Origin of the sequence: Paraburkholderia sp. BL10I2N1 (assembly GCF_004361815.1) — a bacterium.
GTDB lineage: Bacteria > Pseudomonadota > Gammaproteobacteria > Burkholderiales > Burkholderiaceae > Paraburkholderia.
In genome coordinates, this window is record NZ_SNWA01000001.1 from 2,538,078 (window position 1) to 2,557,543 (window position 19,466).

A 19,466-nucleotide genomic window follows, 5' to 3' on the forward strand; every position below is an offset into this window, starting at 1 on the left:
GCGTCCTACGCTTCGATCACCTGTTATCGGGCTTGTGAGCGACTGCCTGAATAAGGCGGGGTGTTGGCTTCTTTGAGGGTGCCCAGCCGTTCGCGCGCCAACACCGTCAAATGCACGACGTTCTAGCCGCGCTGCCGCAGGCCTGGGAAGAGCCTGTGGTGATAGCCGCAGCGAGATGGCCTGTTATGACCGCAGGGCTGGTGTGTGATGTGCTTGTGGGAAAGGGTCCACGACTCGTGGCCAAGCGGCTTTGCCGCGCAGGTGACGTGATCGAATACTATGGACTCCGGAGAAATCTGCCGCTGGAAATTCTCCGGGTCGATTCTCCGTGCAGCTAACTACTTGATCCCTATAGACTTATCTACTACTTGCCGGAGAAACGGAGAAACGGAGAAAAGAAAATAGAAGAGAAGCCGAAGCCGATTGCAAATCTAGGATCTCTTGGCCGGAGAAACGTGTTTCTCCGGGGTTTCTCCGGTTGCTTGCCCGGCGAGGGTTTCCGGTGAACTTTTTCCCGGAGAACGGAGAAAACGGAATTTCTCCGGGAGTCTCCGGGAGGTCATAACGATCACAGCGCGACAGAACGATCACAGCGCGACAGAACGATCACAGCGCGACAGAACGAGCAAACGTAAAAGAACAAAAGGCCGCGCCAAACTGGCCGCGACCCTCGCACCTGACGACCAATCGCCAACAAGATATCAAAAAGGTTCGTCATCCTTCTCCGCTCGCGTCACTTCGCCCTTACCCAAGAACTTCGCATCGAACGCATCGAACAACTTCGAGGCATTCTCACTTAGCACATGTGGCGCAAGGCTCCCTTTCTGCGCCATTTTCGCGGCAACCTCAGCGCCATAGATCGCAGCAGCTTCGAACACGTAGCACGTCACCTTCAGCGCAGGGTCCATTCCGACCCTCGCACCGAACGCCGCCATTTTCTTCGTGATCCCTTGCGACGTTATGTTCTTGCCACCTGGCATGAATTGATGATAAGAGCGCTTGAGATCGGCATTAAAGAACTTGACGCCCCAAACAATCTCTTCGCCAATCTTGACCTTGCCGACAGACCGCGCGGCACGACCAAGAACGGAGCCGAACGCCTCTTCAAAGTCCTTCACTCGCACGGTGCCCTGATCCTTCGTCTTCTCTGCGGCTGAATACTCGCGAACCATCCGCGTGTTCTCGTCAACCAGCGCAAGATAGCCCTCCATCTCGACGCATTCGAGCCAGTCTTGAATCTCCTTCATCGCCTGAAAGAACTCGTATTCAAACGCGGAGTAATCCACTTTTGCTGCTTCATCCGTGCGCCAACGAACATCACCCACATCGGCATTCTGGTGGACGAACAGCGGCCACAATCGACGCTCGCCCTGCGACACGCCATTCGCATCGGTATCGTTATTGTCGCGCCAGAAGCCAACATACTCGTTGGAGTCGCCGCCGAAGATCCACTGGCGCTGCACAGCGGCGTTGTCGCGGAACTTTTGATCAAACGAGTCCTCCGAGCCGGTGGAGAAGTCTTTCCAGTCTTCGGTATTGATTGCGCCGAAGTTCTTCATCTCGCCCATGTGCCCGACGAATGCGCGCCCGGAGATGCCGCGCAAGAACCGCGTCTTGTCCTTTGTGGACGGATCGTAGTTAACCGTGGAAGCGTCCGCGTCGCACATGACGAACTTGTTCGCGAGACGCCAGAATTGCGATTTGCCGGAGTGCTGGCCGCCGATCAGGACGAGTGAGGTAGGGCAATAGCATCCGGGCTGCGTCGCGCGCATGTAGGCTGACGCGAGCCAATATTTAGTGAAGGTCCGATTCTCCGGCGTGTCGTAGCACTTGAGCAGGTCGATGAATAACGTTTGGTCACGGCCCTTCTTACCGTCCCATTCGGTCGCGGCTAGCCTCGCCAAGAAACGCTCACGAATATCGTTCATCTTGTGCGTACGCGCCCACATCTTGAGCGTCTTAACCAGCATATCTGCTGACAGCTTCTTCAGTTGAACGGAGCGCGCAGCGTCCATCAGGTTACGCACGGCCCAACGGTCGTTAATCTCTTCTCCGTTCTCATCTCGCACAACGTCCGCTGCCGTGTCGTAGTGCACCTCATCAATCTTGCCGCCGATATATAGGGCGTCGAAGAGGCGATACAGGTTGTTCTCCGTCGTTTCTGGCGCCCACTGTACTTCTTCTCCGCGTGCGCGTTTAACATCGAATTGCGCCTGTGTAAGGCCGCCGGCAGGTTTGTTGTCCACCCAATCCAGAAGGTCTTTCTCTTTGAGCGCCTTGGCCCGCGACTTCAGGTTGTCTTTGTGATCGTTGCTGATGGCGCGGCACCTCGCGCGCATACCTTCTTTCTGCGTCTTCTCCTGCTCATCGCTCAGCGCTCTAGGGTTGGCCACCTGGCCGCCGCGCTCCAGCAGCTCTTGGAGACCGATTGCCCCGATCAGCGCATGGCGGCGTTCCACTAGCGTGTTGTAAATTTCGGCTTCGTCGGGAGTGAGTACTTTGTTGTCCGCCAGACGCTTAAGGTGCTCTACGCACTCTTCCATCGTAGCGACACGGGCGTCTTGAAGGTCGAATCGGTCATGCGTCGTAGCGCCTTGATTCGTCTCGTCTTTTTCGTCTTCGCGCTTTTCAGCGACACTACTATTAGGCATACTAATCTCCGTAAATGGTTCGGTTGGTAGGTGAGGTTGTCGAGGTCTGTTGTGGTCCCGGCTGGTTACCGGGTTGTACGCCTGTGTGAGTAAGTGATTCTTTCAAGCCGCTCCGGTTCGCTCCGCAGCGGCTTTTCTTTTGCCTGCATCACATCGCGGCCATCAGCGCGGCTGTGCTCTTCTTCAGGTCGCGCGAAGCCTGCGGAATCTCGAAGGGCATGACGCCATCATCACGCAGCCGCACGAGGCACAGCCGCATAAACTCGGACAACGTAACTCCGTTGCTCGCTAGGATCGGCTCTACTGCCGCGCGCATTTCCGGCGCAATCCGGGCCGTTACTGTCGTAGTCATTTGCTTCATAACTAGCTCCTTTCAATCATTTGACCGGCCGCAACGCGCAACCAAGCGATTACATTCTCACCAAGCCACCATACCGCAGCGATAGTCGTCACCGTGTGCATAGCTACGTACTCCTATGTACGCGTCACGGCGCGGCGATGCGGTAGAATTAACACCGAAAGCCCGCGTTCCCCGTTCAGCGCGTGTTTCGCTCAGAAGGCCCGCTCATCTGCCAAGATTTCTGCGGGCCTTCGCCTTTTCCGGCTGCGCTTCTCTGCAACCGATGGCTCTATCGTAATACGCCCTTATGTGTTCGCGATCATCACCGTAATACCCGGCGCGACAACGGAACGGATTAGAGCAACAATTAATGTCGGCAGCAACTGTTCGGCTGTGGCGCACAACCAACGCCACTCTCGCGGCCAGATCGGAACACTTGCGGACCTCAGCCCACAGAAACCCAATCCAGCGCCTTTAAACGCGTCCGCGATGGGAGCTTGCATCGTTCACTCCACCGTGGTAGACGTCCCACCGCGCCGTCCATCCACAGTGTTCAAGCGTGTACGTTTAGGCCTTTCAGGTCGCAGCAGCGACCGGAAGCAACCGAAACACATAAGCAGCATCGCCAAGCATGAACGTGTGCTCGCCGCGCTCCTTCAACACGCCGCGAAACCGGATGCACTTCTTCACCGGCAAGCGGAGCCCTTCGAAGGCCTTGTTCGTGCTATCGAATTCACGGACCTCGCCAGACGGCAGCGTCACCGCGACGCGTGAACGAGTCGTCCGCGCGGCTCGCACCTTGTCATCACCCCACGACTCACGAACGCCATCAGAGTTATACGACTGCTTCACTCCGTCTTTCCGCGCTGCGGCCAAAAATTCGTCACGTTGAGCCTTCGGGCACGCGGCCACCTTCACGGCTTCGGCAGCTAGGGTCGCGAAAACGCCCGTAGCAGGCTCCGCTTCGACCGGCGCAGGCTCCGGGTCAGGCCACGTGTCCGGGAGCACGATGCACACCGGTTGCACACGTTCCTTTACGATAGGCGCGGCGAGCCATGCGCGCGGCGTGAACACATCGGACGTATCGGCAGCACCAAACGCCAGCTTCCAATCAGGCGCGGCGAATCGGGATTCATTGACTGTCGGAAATCCCATCGCGGCAAACGAATCAAACGCCTCGCTCATGCTGCGGCCTTCGGTTTGTTCGGGATGCCTAAGCGACGCTTCGCCGTAAAGTCTTCGCCAATCGGGTATCGCATCTCACCGGTCTTCACGAACGTATCGACCGCACCGCGCAGGAATTGGGTGATAGAGATGCCGCGCTCATCAAGCATCGCACGGAACCTCGCGGCGTCCCCCTTATCCACGCGGACGTTAAAAATATCCATGTCCAGAGCCATCTTAGCTCTCCTGTACGAAAGAGCCTCTATCGTAAGCGCCTGCCATGTACGACAGACGCGCAATCACTGGCGCGGCCCGGTCGCACGGGCTTCCCCGGAGATATGTTGAGATAGGCGTACACCGCATCTATCGTAAGATCGCCTTAACGCTTACACAGCGGCCTGTCACCATCAACCATAAGGACTACATATCATGCCATCGACCAAGAACCCGCTCCACGCGATCCGCCTTTGCAATCAACACCAAGCTCCGCTGCAGCCGGGAGACTTCGCAGCAGATTGCGTCAGCCGCGTCTCGTTCCATCCAAAGGCACGCCGCCTACACGCCATGCTTCGGGTTGTCGGTTTCAGCGCGGCAGAGTCATTCATGGCGGCCTTCGGCAAAGGCTACATCGCGCATCCGGACGCACTCGCGCTCGCCGCAGATCATTACGAGACCACGCTCACGTTCAAGCGCGAACTGAAAGAGGCACTTGAGACGGTCGACCCTCAGGCCCGCGATAACGAACTGGAACGCCATGTCGAGATGTACAGCGCTGCTGCGAACGATGCCGCCATGCACCTTCGCGTCGCGCTGAACGCATACGAGCCGGAAGAGTACCGGTATTCGAACGACGCTCATCAGACCGCGTTCGCGGCAATCCTCGAATTGCGCAAAGAGGAAATCGAGGAGCGCGCGCACGGTCGCAGCTGCGTCACCCTGACCGAGCACGAAGAGCGTCAAAACGCGCTGTTCGGTCGGTCGTTTGAATAACCTATCAACTAAAAGATAAGGAAACCTAATCATGGCAGATGAGATCGATCGCTTTGTGCTCTCCTATACTGTGGATGTAAAAGACGGGGTGAGCCGCCTAGAGAAGCTGAAGGAGAAGATGAACGGCGTTCAGAAGGGCGCGAAGGAATCCAGTAGCGGGTTGAAGGACTTCGCCGCAAATGCGACCAGCGAACTCGGCAAGCTCATTCCGGGCCTAGACGCAGTTAGCGCGGCAGTACGCACGATGGGGGCTGAGTTCGCCGTAGCAGGGACGGCGCTAGGCGCGCTCGCCATCGGCGTTAAGGCTGTGATGGACCTGCGCAACCAGTACAACGCGCAGCGCTCTGCCGGGATGCAACTAGGCGTCTCTTCGTTTCGTCTCGAAGACTATCAGCGCAAGATGGTCCGCGCGGGTAACGGATACGTCACGCGCGAATCTGCCGCAGAAGGCATCAAGGCCTTCTCCGATATGTCCAACGCAGCCTACACCGACCCTTCGCGGCTTGGTAAGGAAGCGCGGGTTATGCGCATGCTCGGTGTCGACGTAGGTGCACGCGGCGCGGCTCCGACCGGCCTTAACAGCGAGTTGTCCCAGTTGGCGATGGGCCTGCAAGGGAAGTCCGCTGGCGATGTCCAGGGTATCGCGAAGGCGACCGGGATGAACCAAGACTGGCTTTTGACTATCCAGCGGCTTGGCCCGTCCATCGGCAAGATCACGGACCTGACCAGCGAGGAAATCGAGAAGCGCAAGCAGGCTGAAGAGTCACTCTCCAAGTACAACGATTCGGTCGCGCAGCTAACGCTTAAGTACAACGAGGCATCCGTAGCACTGGGGTCGCTTTTTCTGCCGAAGTTCACAGAGTTCGTCAAGCTTCTTTCGGACGCTGCCGGATTTGTGCCGAAGGGCATTAACGATCTTAAGGCGCAAGGTGTTGTTGGCAAGATCACGCACACGGACGTGCAACCTAGCAAGGCACCGGGCGTAGTCGGATGGGTGCGGCGACTCCTTGGGATAGCGGACCCGGTTGACGACACCAAGAAGCTTAGTGCGGACGCCCAGCAGAAGAAGCAAGAGCAGAAGAAGGAGCAGGACAAGCGAGACAAGGCAGTAGATGAGATGGACTCGTCAAACAAGCAAGGTCTCCAAACTGCAAACCAGATGGCGCTCGCCGTCAATATGTTTGCGGGCGCGGTCCAATCGTTCTCTTCGGCAATAAGTGTTCAGCAGGCTTGGGCCGCGTGGGCAGGGGAAATCGGAAAGGCCAACGGCCTGTCTGGATCGTCCAACGCCGCGCTACCCGGAACGAACGCAGCCAGCAGCGGTGCGCGCGGCCTGCGCAATAACAATCCGGGCAACATCGAGTACGGCGCGTTTGCGAAGGCGAACGGCGCGACCGGAAGCGATGGGCGCTTTGCCTTCTTTCCGTCGATGGCGGCTGGCGCAGCAGCGCAAAGCACGCTTCTGGACCAGAACTATTTCGCCAAAGGTCTGAATACGCCGCGCAAGATCATCGGTAAGTACGCTCCTGCGAGCGAGAACAACCAAGCAGCATACCTCTCGTTTCTGCAGTCGCGCGGCTTCGATCCGGACAAAGCGATCACCGACCGCGCAGGGTTTAAGTCCGCGCAGATGGCGTACGAATCGGGCTATGGCAGCGGCCATGGAATCGGTGAGAGCCGCGCCAAGATGAACACTCGTTCCGTTCAGCAATCGGTCGCGGATTACCTTCACGTGCCGCTCGACCAAATTCAGCGCGGCGGCGTGACGAAAGGCGACGCTGGCTGGGCAGCACGGCAGATTCAGGCCGGGATGAGCAATAACATCTACGACCTTAAGCGTCAGCTTTCCGTTGCGGGCTTGCCGCAGCAGACCTATGCCAAGTTGCAGTACGAACTCCGCGATCAGTCGCGCGGCTTGGATATGATGCGGCAATACTCTGGCGACGTTATGGGACGTCAGCGCGAAGGCGGCCAGAAGCTTACCGTTGGCGAGATGCCCATCGTCATCAACGTGAATGGTGCGCAAGACCCCAAGCTAGTTTCGCAGGAGGTCAACAACGCGTTGCGGAAGGCTATCACCGATATTGCCGTCATGAGCGCGAACGGGATCAAAGGCTGATCTGTGCCGCGCCCTGTGTTTACGTGGTCCGGTGGTGTTAAGCGTACACAGGGCGCGCTTACGATACTTCCTAGGCGAACGTTACGCCTCATCAACGACTCTTCGGAGTCCTATCACTTAAACAAATCGGAGAGATCCAAATGTCGCAAGAAACGAAGCAGCAAGAAGGCGTTCAAGGCCCGAAGGCCGGCAGCCAGCCAGTCACCCAGTATTCAGGCGGCGGCCACGCCCATAGCATCAAGGTATCTGAGAATCAGAGCCTTCCCCACAACAAGCAGTCGCAACAGTAAGGAGTAGATCATGGCAACTCGCTTCGTCTACGACAAAATTCCCTACGACTTCCGCGTCAAAGGAGTAGCAACAATGGACGCAAACGTGCGCAGGCCGCAGCGGGGTCAAGCCGTCAGTCAGCGCAAATCGACGGACGCTGTTAAGCCTTCCGTCAAGGGTCTCGCTGCGGCAATCAAGCGCACAGTAGTCGCCGCAGACGCACTTCTCTCGCTCGTCAGCGCGCGTGACGGTAACTCGCCGGAAGCCGCGGCCATCGCGAGCAAGCTGCTGGCGAACAAGGAATTCATGGCGCAGTTGAAGACGGCCCTGAGCGACATCGAGCGCGACATCCCAGTCGCGCCGCAGAAGGCGAGCAACGGTCTCAGCGCGGCACGCAACGAGGTGGCCGGAACGCAGGAAGAGCGCGACGAAATCAACGCGCGTATCTGTGCCGAAGAAGGCCTGACGGGCGCGGGCTATCCGACGAAGGACGCGGCAGGAACGAACGCCTATCTCGCAGGCGCCAAAGAGATGATTGAAAGGATGAAGGAAGAGTCCGTTGAAACGCGCAAAAGGATAGCAAAAACCGAATCCGCAGTGGAGACCGCAGCAACGGTTCTGCAAAGGGAACTGGCCAAAGGTAAAAGCATCGAAGAAGCGCGCGCAGCGGCACGCAAAGCCGTCCTGAATCAACACGCTGAAGCTGCTAGTGCAGGCGGCTTGATCGGCGACTCGTCTTGGGCAGACCCGTATGCTGCTGTTGAGACCGCACGCCAAGCCCCAAATGGGTCTGCGTGGACGCCGCAAGCCATCGCCAAGCGCGAAGCCGCTCAGCAGCGCGTGTCGAAGCTTGGCGCGGCTATCGAAGGCGACACGCTCCAGAACGCCCTGCGCGTTCGATTCGGGCAGGCTCCGGTCTCCGTAGATGGTGACGCCCTGTACGAATTGCTCGAAGGCAAGAAGTAAGTAACACATCAGCCGCGCTGCTCGTATCAGGGCGCGGCAACTACCGATTCAATAAGGATACCTCAATCATGATCAACAAGACAATCGCCAGCAGTCTGCTTGCCGCCCAGTTCTTCCGGCTCGCTGCGGATGACGGAATCAACAAGCTGGACCTCGACACATCCTCATTCGAGTTCGTCCCGACTGCCACACGTCGAAGCAGCAGCCTCGTGGCCTTCTCCGGGTTCTTCATCAACGGCAGGGTTACGACCATCCCGTTTGTCATCAGCTTCTCGAAGACATCTAAGACATCAGCGAGCATGCGGGCGATGCCGATGCAGTTCACCGCGAGTTGCATCGGCAGCCAAAGATCGCGCCTGCTCGCGATGCTGTCCGTGATCGACTATTTGGAGCGTGACGGTGAATTGCCGCCTGCGGATGGGCTTGTCGAACACATCTCGTATCTCACGAAGGGCGGTGTGCTCACCGACCGCGCGGCGATCTGCAAAGAGTATCCGGCGTTCCGCGAACGCGCGGCCAAAGACCTTCCGTATGACCTGTCGCTGGAAGTGCTGGCCGCACTCGAAGAGGTCGCAGCGTAATGACCAAGAAGCTGATGACACTGCTGCTCGCCGCTTGGGCATTCGCGAAGGTTATTGAAGCGTGCGGCGATCTGATCGCGCATTTGAAACGACGGAGGAAGAAATGAACACGCAACGTCAACGGAGGGTGAGACCGTGCCAGTAAAGATCAGATCGCGTAGCGCGCTAAATTCGCGAAAGCCTGTTTACTATGCAGTGGTCACCGACTGTCGTTTGTTCAAGGCCGGGATCGTACCGGCGTTCGCAAGCGAAATAGACGCCAATCGCGCTGACCAGGAAGCACTTGTTAGCGTCCTGTTCCGTGGTGACGTTCTGGGCGGCGACACCTTTCTCGACAGTCTTGAGAACATTCCGTTGATCGTCGGGCATCGAAGCTGCATCGAAGCAAGACACAAAGAAGGGCATGTTAGAAACGCCCGGTTTGATGGCCTATGGGTGATCGGTGATGTTGTCGTAGAGACAAATGCCGCAGCGGAGGAAATATGCAGGCACGGCGTTCGCGGCCTGTCACTCGAAATACAGAGTCGATACCGCAAGGCCATCGTCTCTGACCTACACCTTGGCGATGACGCCTCGATTGTTATGCCGGATTACGTGGCCGCTCGGTCAAAGGCGACCCATCTCGCCATCGTCCCGCATCCGCGCGTACAAGGCGCGATGCTCAACCTAAGTTAAGAGGAAGAAATGACCTACAACGAAACGATCATCAAGGCACTCTCGGCGATTGCCCTTGACCCGGAAGCGACTGAACTAGAACAGGCGGACGCGCGGAACGAGATTCTGCTGATGGTCGGCGCGATCCACGGTTATTACGACCACAAGGGTATCCAGCGCCAGTCGCTCGACTACGCGTACAAGTACGGCTCCAGATCGAATCGCGAGACGCATTGAGGAGCGCGCTAGGCGGCTCCGCGAACTTCGACCCAGCCCGAACCCTCAGCCCGCTTCGCCGGACGGCCTAGCGGGCTTCTTTTCGATCAGGCGCGGCTCGCCGTACACAATCCCGTCCAACCCTCGCGACCGACCGCCCATCGGCGCGGCGATCAGCGCTCTATATCGTGTACGTTCGGGCGGCTCTAGTCCCGTCCTCGTCCTTCGCCGCAGCACTCCCACGCCCGCACACGCGGCGACCGCCTAAACAGGGCAGTAGCGTGTTTATTGCCGGCTATTCTTCCGCCAGGCTTCGAGGTTCAACTGACTGTCTGGGATGCCTGAAATCTGCTCAAGAACCAGCCAAACCGCGTCATGGATCATTATGTTGCGGTTTCGGAAGTCGGAGTAGAACTGGTTCAAACCATCCGCAATTTGTCCGACGGTCACGTTAGAAAGATATTTTTGCGCTTCCGTGCTGTATGAGTCGAGGGCGGACGTAATTTTGAGCTCGCCGTCCTTACTGCTCACGTCCCATTTCCACACCGCAAAATTTCTTCCTAGCTGCGCGCCTTCGAGAAATCCCAAGATGTAGTCGATGTGTGACGCCGAAGATCGCGTCAACCAAAAATTGCCGTTCTGCAATAGGTCATCAGCCGATGCTTGGCTCGGCAGACCGTAGATCGCTGTCACTACTGCGATTGCCGCAAGAGTCCCTGTAATCGTTTTCATGTGCGTTCCCTTTCATTTTTCGCATCATGATACTCAGGGGAAAGCCGACACAGTGCAACTACGGTTTCCGGCCCATGCGCGCAGCCGCCATCGCGGTCGCCTGGTCCGCTATCTGACGCCGGTTAGCTTCGTCTGTTGCAAGCTCGTCTCGATATTTACCAACCAATGCAGACAGACTCGAATTGATCTTGTGCGCGGCGACTATCTCGGATTCGAGTTGTTCGGAAGACAACGCAGCGAAATCTGCATTTTCGTCCCGGATGGATGCCATCAACCTGTTCGCTTCCTGCCGGTCTGCCGCTATCACTTGCTCCCAGGCGACCATTGCGCCTGACTGCGCAATACCTCGCGCGGCCATGACAGCTCTCCGTGAACCGGTCGCGTTGCCCATCAAGGTCCGAAGTGTTGCGAGCGATCCGTGCGCTTCTCCGAGACTCTTTCTCAGTTCCAGCCGCAAATCCAGCGACTTGATCTGGTTGCTTCGTCTGTAGCCGATGAATCCCATGATCATGCCGGTGATGCCGGTGAGCGCACCGATAACACCGGTCACAGCACCCACAACGCCGGTCCAGTTCGAATCAGGCATTTGGCCCTCGCTTCCGGTATTTTCGTATGAGCATTCTGCCACCGGCATCGATGCCGGTGGAAAGCGTGGCGCGACCAAGAGGAACTGCCTTCCTGCGTCCGTCGGGTAGAATAAAGTGCCAGAGCAATCCCGCTCGGGCATTCGGCCGAAGGACTCTGATAGGACTTTTGTGTGGGAATCTGAGTACGGGCTGCTCGCCTAAGTCCCTGATTTATAAGGGCTTCAACATTAGACGAGTGCCGTGTGAAGGCAGTGCTCTACCGCTGAGCTAACCACCCGAAGAGAGGCGAATTATGTCAGACGTCCGACGCTTCGTAAAGCACTTTTTAAGCAGTCTGCGCATCCGCATTGGCATCCACTGACGCGGCGGGTTCGAGGCGCCACACGCTCGTACCCTTGACCGCCTTGTCGAGACCGTCGAGCACGCTCTGATGGGCGGCGAGTTCTTCGTCGCTGGCAAACAGCACGGGCAACTCAAGCGCTTCCAGTTTCACGCGCGGTGTATCTGTATCGCCAAGGGCCGACGTCTCGCCCAGCATGTCGATGACGAGGCTCTCCTGGCCACGAGTCATCGCGAGGAACACTTCCGCGAGCAATTCCGAATCGAGCAATGCACCGTGCAGCGTCCGGTGCGCGTTGCTGATGCCGAAACGATCGCACAGCGCATCGAGCGAATTGCGCTTGCCGGGGAACATCGCTTTTGCGCGGACGAGTGTATCGATCACTTCGCCGCAATGCTGGCTGAACGGCGGCAGGCCGAGCAGTGCGAACTCCGCTTCAAGAAAGCCGATGTCGAACGGCGCGTTGTGAATGATCAGTTCCGCATCCTTGAGGAAGTCACGTAGCGGGTCGGCGATTTCCGCGAACTTCGGCTTGTCGCTCAGGAACTCGGTTGTCAGGCCGTGAACTGCGAGTGCGCCCGGATCGCTGTCGCGTTCAGGGTTGACGTAGAAGTGCAGGTTGTTGCCGGTCAGCCTGCGATTCACCAGCTCGACGCAGCCGATTTCGATGATGCGGTCGCCCGAGCGGGCATTCAGGCCAGTGGTTTCGGTATCGAGAACGATTTGACGCATGTCGGATCAGCCTGCCTTAAAAACGGCATGAAAAAACGGAAAGGGGGTGAGCATACACCGGTCAGTTTTCGGCAAGCGCGGCGACGCCGCGGTTTGCGAGCGCGTCGGCGCGCTCGTTCTCCGGGTGGCCGGCGTGGCCCTTGACCCAGCGCCATTCGATCTCGTGTTGCTGCACCAATGCGTCAAGGCGCTTCCACAGATCGGTGTTCTTGACCGGCGTTTTCGCCGCGGTCATCCAGTTCTTTCTCTTCCAGCCGTGAATCCACTCGCTGATGCCTTTCTGCACGTATTGCGAATCGGTATGAACCACCGCCTTGCAGGGACGCTTCAACGCTTCGAGCGCCGCGATGACGCCCATTAGCTCCATGCGATTGTTGGTCGTCAGCGCTTCGCCGCCGAACAGTTCTTTTTCCTGCGTGCCGAAGCGCAGCAGCGCGCCCCAGCCGCCGGGACCGGGGTTGCCTTTGCAGGCGCCGTCCGTGAATATTTCGATGAGATCGGAAGTCATTGTCGATGGTTGCGGGTGTTCGGTGTGGCTGCGGGAGCGAGTCCCGCGGCAAGGACGGGCTTCTTCACCTTCAGCGGGCCGACAAGGCGCATGCCGCGCATGCGCTTGATCGCCGTCACCATGTAAGAAGCACCGAAAATGGGCCACCAGCGGTCGCCGGCGGCTTCCATGAAGGCATAACGCGCGAGCCACTGATCGCTGACGAGGGGCGGACGATAGCAGCCGAAGCGTCCGCGTTCAAGGTCGAAGCCCAACAGCTTGATCCAGTCTTTCAGGCGCGTAAAGGCGATCAGGTCATGCTGCGCGGGCACGAACGGCCTGCCGGTTACCTTGCCGAGCGATTGCCGCGCACCCCACAGGGACAGCGAATTGAAGCCGAGAATGATCAGATGGCCTTCCGGCATCAGGACGCGTTCGGCTTCGCGCAGCAGACGGTGCGGGTCGCTCGTGAATTCGAGCGTGTGTGGCATCACGATCAGATCTACGCTCTGCGCTTCGAAGGGCAGGTCGAGCAGGTCGCACCAGACCGTGCTGCGGCCTGCAGGCGCGTGCCGCCCCGGCAGGCTGCGAGCAGCCGACGCCGGTTCACGCGGAAACGTGTAAGGCGCGCTGGCGCCGCTTGCAGCGTCGAGCACAAGGCCGCGGCACGGCATGCGGTTTTCGCGCAGCGCATCGAGTTGCGGCAGGCCGAGTTGCAGCGCGTGATAGCCAAACACGTCCGATACGACGCGGTCGAGCTGCGCCTGTTCCCACTGGAGCACGTAGCGTCCAGGCGGTGAGTCGGTCCACGCGGGCCAGTCTATAATCGTTCGATCAGACATATTGAAGAATGCGTCGCCTATGAATGCGCTCGAGTACGTACCGGTCCCGGCGTTTGAGGACAATTACATCTGGCTCGTGGCGGACGACCGCTATGCGGTAGTCGTCGATCCGGGTGAGGCCGCGCCCGTTCACGCGTATCTGGCGAAACGGGGCTGGCAACTGAGCGCTATTTTACTCACGCACCATCATGCCGACCACGTCGGCGGGGTGGCCGATCTGCTGAAAGGCCAGGCGGTGCCCGTCTACGGCCCCGCCGGCGAAACGATCGCGCATCTCACGCGGCGTTTGAAGAGCGGAGATCGCGTCAGCATCGCCGCGCCGGCGCTCGATTTCACCGTGCTCGACGTACCGGGGCACACCAGCGGCCACATCGCGTATTTTCAGACGGCAGATTCGCGCGGCACGCCGCACGTCTTCTGCGGGGACACGCTGTTTGCATGCGGTTGCGGCCGGCTTTTCGAGGGCACGGCCGCCCAGATGCTCGAGTCGCTCGATGCGCTCGCGGCGCTGCCGGGTGCCACTGAGGTGCATTGCGCCCACGAATATACGCTGTCGAACATCCGCTTCGCGCTCGCCTGCGACCCGCAAAACCATGCGCTGCAAACATGGCGCGACGAAGCAACCGCGCTGCGCGCGCGCCACGTGCCGACCTTGCCGACAACGATCGCGCACGAGAGGGCAGTGAACCCCTTCCTGCGCGCCGATGATCCCGTGATCCAGGCGACGCTCGCGGGGCAGTTGCATGAATCGGTGCCTGATCGATTGACTGCGTTCACATTGATGCGAGAATGGAAGAACAGGTTCCGCTGACCCAGTGAAACGCTGGGTCATGCTCATGCCAAAAATAGAAATATTCTCCAAGCCTAAGATTTGGCTAGGTTTTCCGACATTTCTAATTGACGGAAACGGTGCGGTTTCGTACTATCGGCTGCAAATTCCAGTCCTTTGGACGCTGAGATCTTCATGCGATTTATCCTAAGTGCGCTATTGGTCCTGCTGCTCGCCGCGTGTGCGAGCCAGGGGCCTGCAGCGAACAGCAATACCACCGGCAATCCTGCCAGTCAGCAGGCCGTTGCTGACGCTCTCCGTAAGACCGCCTCAGCCAGGGAAACGATCAACGTCGATCAAGGCTCCGTCAACCAGTTGACGACCTCAGATCCGGATCTTTGGGGGCGAATCCGCCGTGGTTTTCAGATGCCCGACCTGCAGGGCGACCTCGTCGACATGCAGGCCAACTGGTATGCGCAGCGCCCTGACTACGTCCAGCGCATGACCGAACGGTCGCAAAAGTACCTGTATCACATCGTTGAAGAGCTTGAAGCGCGCCATATGCCGACCGAACTGGCGCTGCTGCCCTTTATCGAATCGGCCTATAACCCGCAGGCGCTGTCGGTCGCGAAGGCCGCCGGCATGTGGCAGTTCGTGCCGGGCACCGGTCGCACGTACAACCTCAAGCAGAACATGTGGCAGGACGAGCGTCGCGACGTGCTGGCGTCGACGAGCGCGGCACTCGACTATCTATCGCGCCTGCACGACATGTTCGGCGACTGGTATCTCGCGCTTGCCGCCTACAACTGGGGCGAAGGCAACGTACAGCGCGCAATTGCACGCAACGAAGCGGCGGGGCTGCCGACGGACTATCAAAACCTGCGCATGCCGAGCGAGACGCGCAATTATGTCCCGAAGCTGCAGGCCGTCAAGAACATCGTGACGAATCCTCAGGTGTATGGGCTTTCGCTGCCGGAGATTCCGAATCACCCGTATTTCGTGACGGTCACGACGTCGCACGATATCGACGTCGACATGGCGGCGAAGCTCTCGAACATGACGACCGAGGAGTTCCGCTCGCTGAACCCTTCGTTCAGGAAGCCGGTGATTCTCGGTGCAACGCAGCCGCAGATCCTGCTGCCGTTCGACAACGCCAACGCTTTCGAGCGAAATCTGAAGTCGTACACCGGCTCGCTGTCGTCGTGGACCACGTACACGGTCACCGAGCGCGCGGCACCGGCGGCGATCGCGCAGAAAATCGGCGTCGATGCGGACACGTTGATGGAAGTGAACAAGATCCCTGCAGGCATGCGGCTGAAGCCCGGTTCGACGATCGTCGTGCCGCGCGGCGACGATGACGACGAAGACATCAGCGCCGACGTCGCAGAAAGCGCTGTACTGGCAATGGAGCCGGACGTCCCCGATACCCGTAAGATGCTGATCCGCGTGCGGCGCAAGCAGTCGATGGTTGTGCTGGCTGACCGCTACGGCGTATCGGTCAGCCAGTTGAAGGCGTGGAACCGCACGCATCGTGATCTGGTGTCGCCGGGACAGGTGATTGTTCTGCACGTGCCTGTCGGCAAGGCGCTCCCGCCCGAACCCGGTCCCGTGCTGCGCGCGAGCGCCACGCCGGCGAGCGGTGGCGTCGAGAAGATCAGTACCCGCGTCGCAGACACGAAGCCTGAATCGCGCTACGATAGAAAGAAGGGTCGTACCCACGGCGGCGTTGTCAAGGCTTCGCAACCGGAGAGCAAAGCCAGCGGGTCGGCCAGCGCCAGCAAGGGCAAAGTGTCGAAGGTGGCGGCTTCGTCGGGTACGGCCAGCAAGGCGTCGAAGGCTGAGGCAAGCCGCCCGAAAGCCGCAGTCTATGCGCAGAAGAGCAAGTAAATAACGAGCGGCTCGCAGGGGTGACCACATGCGTTGCGGGGGCAGCGCATGGATTGCGCTCCGATCACTCCTCGCTTTCTCAAACGCCGTCACCTGTAGTGACGGCGTTTTTCATTTCTGCGGACCATTGCGGCGCGCGGCGCCCATTTCCTTTATCTTCTCTGGTCTGTTCCGATCACGCGCTAGTGCCTCATGTCATCGACCCAGTTTCGTGTGTTTCTGCTGTTTTCGCTCGGATACTTCGTTTCCTACGTGTTTCGCGGCGTCAATCTGGGCTTCGCGCCGCTGATCACGCGCGACCTCGGGCTGTCGGCCGCCGATCTCGGGCTTCTGACGAGTCTCTATTTCCTCGGCTTTGCGGGCGCGCAGATCCCGGCCGGTGTGTTGCTCGATCACTTTGGTCCCCGGCGCGTCACAGCGGGACTGTTGCTGTTCGCGGCGGCTGGCGTGTGGGTGTTCGGCGCGGCGCAAAGTGTCGGCATGATGATGGTCGGTCGACTGCTGATCGGCGTCGGCGTGTCGGCCTGTCTCGGCGCGGCGTTCAAGGCGCTGGCGCAACAGTTCGCCGTTACGCGGTTGCCGTCCGTCAATGGGCTCGTGATGGCGGTCGGCGGACTGGGCGGCGTGGCGGTCGGCTCGCCCCTGACCTGGGTGCTGACGTTCGCGGGATGGCGTTCGGTATGCGGCGCGCTCGGCGTATTGACGATCGCTGCCGCGGCGGCAATCTGGACGATGGCTCCCGACGCACGCGATACCCACCATCAGGCGGAACTCGTCAGTCAGTTCAAGGGTACCTGGCACATTCTGAAAAGCGCCGGGTTTTGGAAAATCGCATCGTTCTCGGTCGTCACGCAAGGTGTCTTCTATGCGATGCAGTCGCTGTGGGTCGGCGCCTGGCTGCGTGACGTGATGGATCTGCAACCGGGCGCGGCTGCCGCCCTCGTATCGATTCTGGGCGTCGCGATGATGGCCGGTTGCGTCGGATTCGGCGCGATGGCGCGCAGTCTGGAGCGGCGGGGCATTTCGCTATACGCCTTCTCCGGTATCGGGATGACGCTGTTTGTCGTGACACAGGTTTTGATCGTGTTGCGCGTACCGCTGCCGGCAGGATTGTTGTGGGCGGCCTACGGCATTTTCGGCGGCACGGGCATTCTCAGCTATGCCGTGCTGGCGCGGCACTTTCCGCCACATCTGATCGGCCGTTCGAACACGACGCTCACGCTGATTCTTTTCCTGCTGATTTTCGGCTTTCAGATCGGCGTCGGCGCCGTGCTGTCACTGTGGCCTCCGACGTCGGGGCGTTACCCGCCGGCTGCCCATCTTACGGCTTGGGGCATTCTGGTGGCGCTCCAGGTCCTGGCTGCAATCTGGTATGTGTTGCCGAGTCGGGCGCTGGCGCAGCAATCTCGCGTGCAGGCAGAACCCCAGTCGTAAGGGCGCCGGGGTCTAGCCCCGATTCCGGTCGCGGCGCCGCCAGCAGCAAGGCGGAAGCACCGATCCCGCCGTTTAGGCATGCCGTTGGCCTATCCTGAATTTGAAGGAAGGGGCACTTTCGCGCTATAATTCAAAGGTTTGAGCTTATCAACCCGCACCCTAGCGCCTACCTCTCCCACCCCGTTCATCCGCCGCGCGTCGCCAACGTCCCTGCATGGTACCGCCTGCCGCCGATCCGTCCACACAATGGGCCCATCGCGCGCCCAGCGACGTCAGCCGCGACACGCGAGCGAGCCTGCGCGCGCATCCTGTCGATGCGCCTCGCCGCGGCCCGCACGGTCGGATAGACAGGTCGGCAACAGGGTGTTCCCCAAGGAGTCTCCCGTGTTGCCGTCATTTTCTCCCGCTCTGCTCGCGCTCGCCGACGGCACGGTCTTTCGTGGGTACTCGATCGGCGCGCCCGGTCATACGATTGGCGAAGTTGTCTTCAATACGGCCATTACCGGTTATCAGGAAATCCTGACTGATCCGAGTTACGCCCGCCAGATCGTTACCCTGACGTACCCGCATATCGGCAACGTCGGCGTCAACGCCGAAGACGTCGAAGCCACGAAAGTCCATGCCGCCGGGCTTATCGTCCGTGACCTGCCGGTCCTCGCGTCGAACTTCCGCATGGAGCGCACGCTCCCAGATTACCTGCGTGACGAAGGTGTCGTCGCCATCGCCGGCATCGATACCCGTAAGCTGACGCGCGTTCTGCGCGACAAGGGCGCGCAGAATGGCGCGATTCTCGCGGGCTCCGATGACGAAGTCAAAGCCATCGAACTCGCGCGCTCGTTCCCGGGCCTCGCGGGCATGGACCTCGCGAAGGTCGTGTCGACGGAAAAGTCCTACGAGTGGACGCAGACCGAATGGCGTCTCGGTACCGGCTACGGCACACAGGCAGCGCCAAAGTATCGCGTCGTCGCGTTCGACTTCGGCGTGAAGTACAACATTCTGCGCATGCTCGCCGAGCGCGGCTGCCACGTCACCGTGCTGCCGGCGCAAGCCACCGCTGCCGATGCGCTCGCACTCAATCCGGACGGCGTGTTCCTGTCGAACGGCCCGGGCGACCCGGAACCGTGCGACTACGCGATCGCCGCCACGAAGACCTTCATCGAGCGCGGCATCCCGACATTCGGCATCTGCCTCGGCCATCAGATCATGGGCCTTGCGGTCGGCGCGAAGACGATGAAGATGAAGACCGGCCACCATGGCGCAAACCATCCGGTGAAGGATCTGCAGGACGGCCGCGTCGTGATTACATCGCAAAACCACGGTTTTGCCGTGGATGCGGCCACGCTGCCGGCGAACGCCAAAGTGACGCACGTGTCCCTCTTCGACGGCACGCTGCAGGGCTTTGCGCTCACCGACAAGCCCGCGTTCTGCTTCCAGGGTCACCCGGAAGCGTCGCCTGGACCGCATGACATCGCCTATCTGTTCGACCGTTTCACAGCGTTGATGGACAGCAACAAGGCCGGCATCAAGACAGCGGCTGCGGTCGCATAAACGACACCGGCGGCATGAGCGGCATCAGCGAGGCGCGCGCGCAAAGGCGGCCTCGCGACAGGCGAGCAGAACAGAGCGCGCGAAGCAAGGCAGCAGGCGAATAGCGTGAATGTGCAGCGCGCCAGCGGAAGAACACAGGAATACATTAGCGAGAGCG

The 19,466-nt window shown here is 59.7% G+C and carries 20 protein-coding genes; 11 read left to right on the forward strand and 9 right to left on the reverse strand.

Going from position 1 to position 19,466, the window contains the following annotated elements; all coding sequences use genetic code 11:
* Positions 1–701 precede the first annotated feature (701 nt).
* From B0G77_RS11960 to B0G77_RS11975, 4 genes are all read right to left on the reverse strand, one after another.
* The gene (locus tag B0G77_RS11960; protein ID WP_133662316.1) at positions 702–2,651 is read right to left on the reverse strand and encodes a VapE domain-containing protein; all 1,950 of its coding nucleotides are present in this window, start codon (positions 2,649–2,651) and stop codon (positions 702–704) included.
* Positions 2,652–2,799: 148 nt separating this feature from the next.
* Positions 2,800–3,012: a type II toxin-antitoxin system RelB/DinJ family antitoxin gene (locus B0G77_RS11965; protein ID WP_133662317.1), complete on the reverse strand. Its 213-nt coding sequence runs from the start codon at positions 3,010–3,012 to the stop codon at positions 2,800–2,802.
* Positions 3,013–3,567: 555 nt separating this feature from the next.
* Positions 3,568–4,176 carry a hypothetical protein gene (locus tag B0G77_RS11970; RefSeq protein ID WP_133662318.1) on the reverse strand — a complete coding sequence of 203 codons (609 nt, stop codon included), beginning with the start codon at positions 4,174–4,176 and terminating at the stop codon, positions 3,568–3,570.
* Positions 4,173–4,391: a hypothetical protein gene (locus B0G77_RS11975; protein WP_133662319.1), complete on the reverse strand. Its 219-nt coding sequence runs from the start codon at positions 4,389–4,391 to the stop codon at positions 4,173–4,175. Before B0G77_RS11975 ends, B0G77_RS11970 begins: the two co-directional genes overlap by 4 nt.
* A 367-nt stretch (positions 4,392–4,758) precedes the next feature.
* Here B0G77_RS11975 and B0G77_RS11980 point away from each other — a divergent pair, with 367 nt between their 5' ends.
* From B0G77_RS11980 to B0G77_RS12005, 7 genes are all read left to right on the forward strand, one after another.
* A complete protein-coding gene (locus tag B0G77_RS11980; protein ID WP_133662320.1) occupies positions 4,759–5,145 on the forward strand; it encodes a hypothetical protein in 387 nt (128 codons plus the stop codon).
* Between the two features lie 31 nt (positions 5,146–5,176).
* Complete coding sequence (locus B0G77_RS11985; RefSeq protein ID WP_133662321.1) at positions 5,177–7,264, forward strand: hypothetical protein; 2,088 nt, start codon at positions 5,177–5,179, stop codon at positions 7,262–7,264.
* Between the two features lie 140 nt (positions 7,265–7,404).
* Positions 7,405–7,554: a hypothetical protein gene (locus tag B0G77_RS43165; protein WP_166656146.1), complete on the forward strand. Its 150-nt coding sequence runs from the start codon at positions 7,405–7,407 to the stop codon at positions 7,552–7,554.
* 286 nt (positions 7,555–7,840) lie between these two features.
* Positions 7,841–8,500 (forward strand): hypothetical protein, encoded by a 660-nt coding sequence (locus tag B0G77_RS11990; RefSeq protein WP_133662322.1) that lies wholly within the window; start codon positions 7,841–7,843, stop codon positions 8,498–8,500.
* Between the two features lie 68 nt (positions 8,501–8,568).
* Positions 8,569–9,081: a hypothetical protein gene (locus tag B0G77_RS11995; protein WP_133662323.1), complete on the forward strand. Its 513-nt coding sequence runs from the start codon at positions 8,569–8,571 to the stop codon at positions 9,079–9,081.
* A 135-nt stretch (positions 9,082–9,216) separates the two neighbouring features.
* Positions 9,217–9,756, forward strand: coding sequence for a DUF2213 domain-containing protein (locus B0G77_RS12000; protein WP_133662324.1), 540 nt, complete (start codon positions 9,217–9,219; stop codon positions 9,754–9,756).
* Between the two features lie 9 nt (positions 9,757–9,765).
* Entirely contained in the window at positions 9,766–9,972 is a 207-nt protein-coding gene (locus tag B0G77_RS12005; RefSeq protein ID WP_133662325.1) for a hypothetical protein, read from the forward strand.
* Positions 9,973–10,236: 264 nt separating this feature from the next.
* Here the strand turns inward: B0G77_RS12005 and B0G77_RS12010 are convergent, their stop codons facing one another.
* From B0G77_RS12010 to B0G77_RS12030, 5 genes are all read right to left on the reverse strand, one after another.
* Positions 10,237–10,683 carry a hypothetical protein gene (locus B0G77_RS12010; protein WP_133662326.1) on the reverse strand — a complete coding sequence of 149 codons (447 nt, stop codon included), beginning with the start codon at positions 10,681–10,683 and terminating at the stop codon, positions 10,237–10,239.
* A 58-nt stretch (positions 10,684–10,741) separates the two neighbouring features.
* A complete protein-coding gene (locus B0G77_RS12015; protein ID WP_133662327.1) occupies positions 10,742–11,347 on the reverse strand; it encodes a hypothetical protein in 606 nt (201 codons plus the stop codon).
* 248 nt (positions 11,348–11,595) lie between these two features.
* Positions 11,596–12,342: a DNA polymerase III subunit epsilon gene (gene dnaQ / locus B0G77_RS12020; protein WP_133662328.1), complete on the reverse strand. Its 747-nt coding sequence runs from the start codon at positions 12,340–12,342 to the stop codon at positions 11,596–11,598.
* 61 nt (positions 12,343–12,403) lie between these two features.
* Positions 12,404–12,850, reverse strand: coding sequence for a ribonuclease HI (gene rnhA / locus B0G77_RS12025; RefSeq protein WP_133662329.1), 447 nt, complete (start codon positions 12,848–12,850; stop codon positions 12,404–12,406).
* The gene (locus B0G77_RS12030; protein ID WP_133662330.1) at positions 12,847–13,671 is read right to left on the reverse strand and encodes a class I SAM-dependent methyltransferase; all 825 of its coding nucleotides are present in this window, start codon (positions 13,669–13,671) and stop codon (positions 12,847–12,849) included. Before B0G77_RS12030 ends, rnhA begins: the two co-directional genes overlap by 4 nt.
* A gap of 19 nt (positions 13,672–13,690) precedes the next feature.
* On the opposite strand from B0G77_RS12030, the gene gloB reads away from it, so the two are divergent.
* From gloB to carA, 4 genes are all read left to right on the forward strand, one after another.
* A complete protein-coding gene (gene gloB / locus B0G77_RS12035) occupies positions 13,691–14,482 on the forward strand; it encodes a hydroxyacylglutathione hydrolase (RefSeq protein WP_133662331.1) in 792 nt (263 codons plus the stop codon).
* 153 nt (positions 14,483–14,635) lie between these two features.
* Complete coding sequence (locus tag B0G77_RS12040) at positions 14,636–16,327, forward strand: transglycosylase SLT domain-containing protein (RefSeq protein WP_133662332.1); 1,692 nt, start codon at positions 14,636–14,638, stop codon at positions 16,325–16,327.
* A gap of 192 nt (positions 16,328–16,519) precedes the next feature.
* Positions 16,520–17,761 (forward strand): MFS transporter, encoded by a 1,242-nt coding sequence (locus B0G77_RS12045; RefSeq protein WP_133662333.1) that lies wholly within the window; start codon positions 16,520–16,522, stop codon positions 17,759–17,761.
* Positions 17,762–18,145: 384 nt separating this feature from the next.
* A complete protein-coding gene (gene carA / locus B0G77_RS12050; RefSeq protein ID WP_133662334.1) occupies positions 18,146–19,309 on the forward strand; it encodes a glutamine-hydrolyzing carbamoyl-phosphate synthase small subunit in 1,164 nt (387 codons plus the stop codon).
* The last annotated feature ends 157 nt before the right edge of the window (positions 19,310–19,466 follow it).

Bases quoted from the DNA above. Each gene is read 5' to 3' on its own strand.
- B0G77_RS11985 (WP_133662321.1), top strand. From the start codon at position 5,177: ATGGCAGATGAGATCGATCGCTTTGTGCTCTCCTATACTGTGGATGTA.
- B0G77_RS11980 (WP_133662320.1), top strand. From the start codon at position 4,759: ATGGCGGCCTTCGGCAAAGGCTACATCGCGCATCCGGACGCACTCGCG.
- B0G77_RS12030 (WP_133662330.1), bottom strand. From the start codon at position 13,671: ATGTCTGATCGAACGATTATAGACTGGCCCGCGTGGACCGACTCACCG.
- B0G77_RS12045 (WP_133662333.1), top strand. From the start codon at position 16,520: ATGTCATCGACCCAGTTTCGTGTGTTTCTGCTGTTTTCGCTCGGATAC.
- B0G77_RS12005 (WP_133662325.1), top strand. From the start codon at position 9,766: ATGACCTACAACGAAACGATCATCAAGGCACTCTCGGCGATTGCCCTT.
- B0G77_RS12010 (WP_133662326.1), bottom strand. From the start codon at position 10,683: ATGAAAACGATTACAGGGACTCTTGCGGCAATCGCAGTAGTGACAGCG.
- rnhA (WP_133662329.1), bottom strand. From the start codon at position 12,850: ATGACTTCCGATCTCATCGAAATATTCACGGACGGCGCCTGCAAAGGC.
- B0G77_RS11990 (WP_133662322.1), top strand. From the start codon at position 7,841: ATGGCGCAGTTGAAGACGGCCCTGAGCGACATCGAGCGCGACATCCCA.
- B0G77_RS11960 (WP_133662316.1), bottom strand. From the start codon at position 2,651: ATGCCTAATAGTAGTGTCGCTGAAAAGCGCGAAGACGAAAAAGACGAG.
- gloB (WP_133662331.1), top strand. From the start codon at position 13,691: ATGAATGCGCTCGAGTACGTACCGGTCCCGGCGTTTGAGGACAATTAC.
- B0G77_RS11995 (WP_133662323.1), top strand. From the start codon at position 8,569: ATGATCAACAAGACAATCGCCAGCAGTCTGCTTGCCGCCCAGTTCTTC.
- B0G77_RS11965 (WP_133662317.1), bottom strand. From the start codon at position 3,012: ATGAAGCAAATGACTACGACAGTAACGGCCCGGATTGCGCCGGAAATG.
- dnaQ (WP_133662328.1), bottom strand. From the start codon at position 12,342: ATGCGTCAAATCGTTCTCGATACCGAAACCACTGGCCTGAATGCCCGC.
- B0G77_RS11975 (WP_133662319.1), bottom strand. From the start codon at position 4,391: ATGGCTCTGGACATGGATATTTTTAACGTCCGCGTGGATAAGGGGGAC.
- B0G77_RS12040 (WP_133662332.1), top strand. From the start codon at position 14,636: ATGCGATTTATCCTAAGTGCGCTATTGGTCCTGCTGCTCGCCGCGTGT.
- B0G77_RS43165 (WP_166656146.1), top strand. From the start codon at position 7,405: ATGTCGCAAGAAACGAAGCAGCAAGAAGGCGTTCAAGGCCCGAAGGCC.
- B0G77_RS11970 (WP_133662318.1), bottom strand. From the start codon at position 4,176: ATGAGCGAGGCGTTTGATTCGTTTGCCGCGATGGGATTTCCGACAGTC.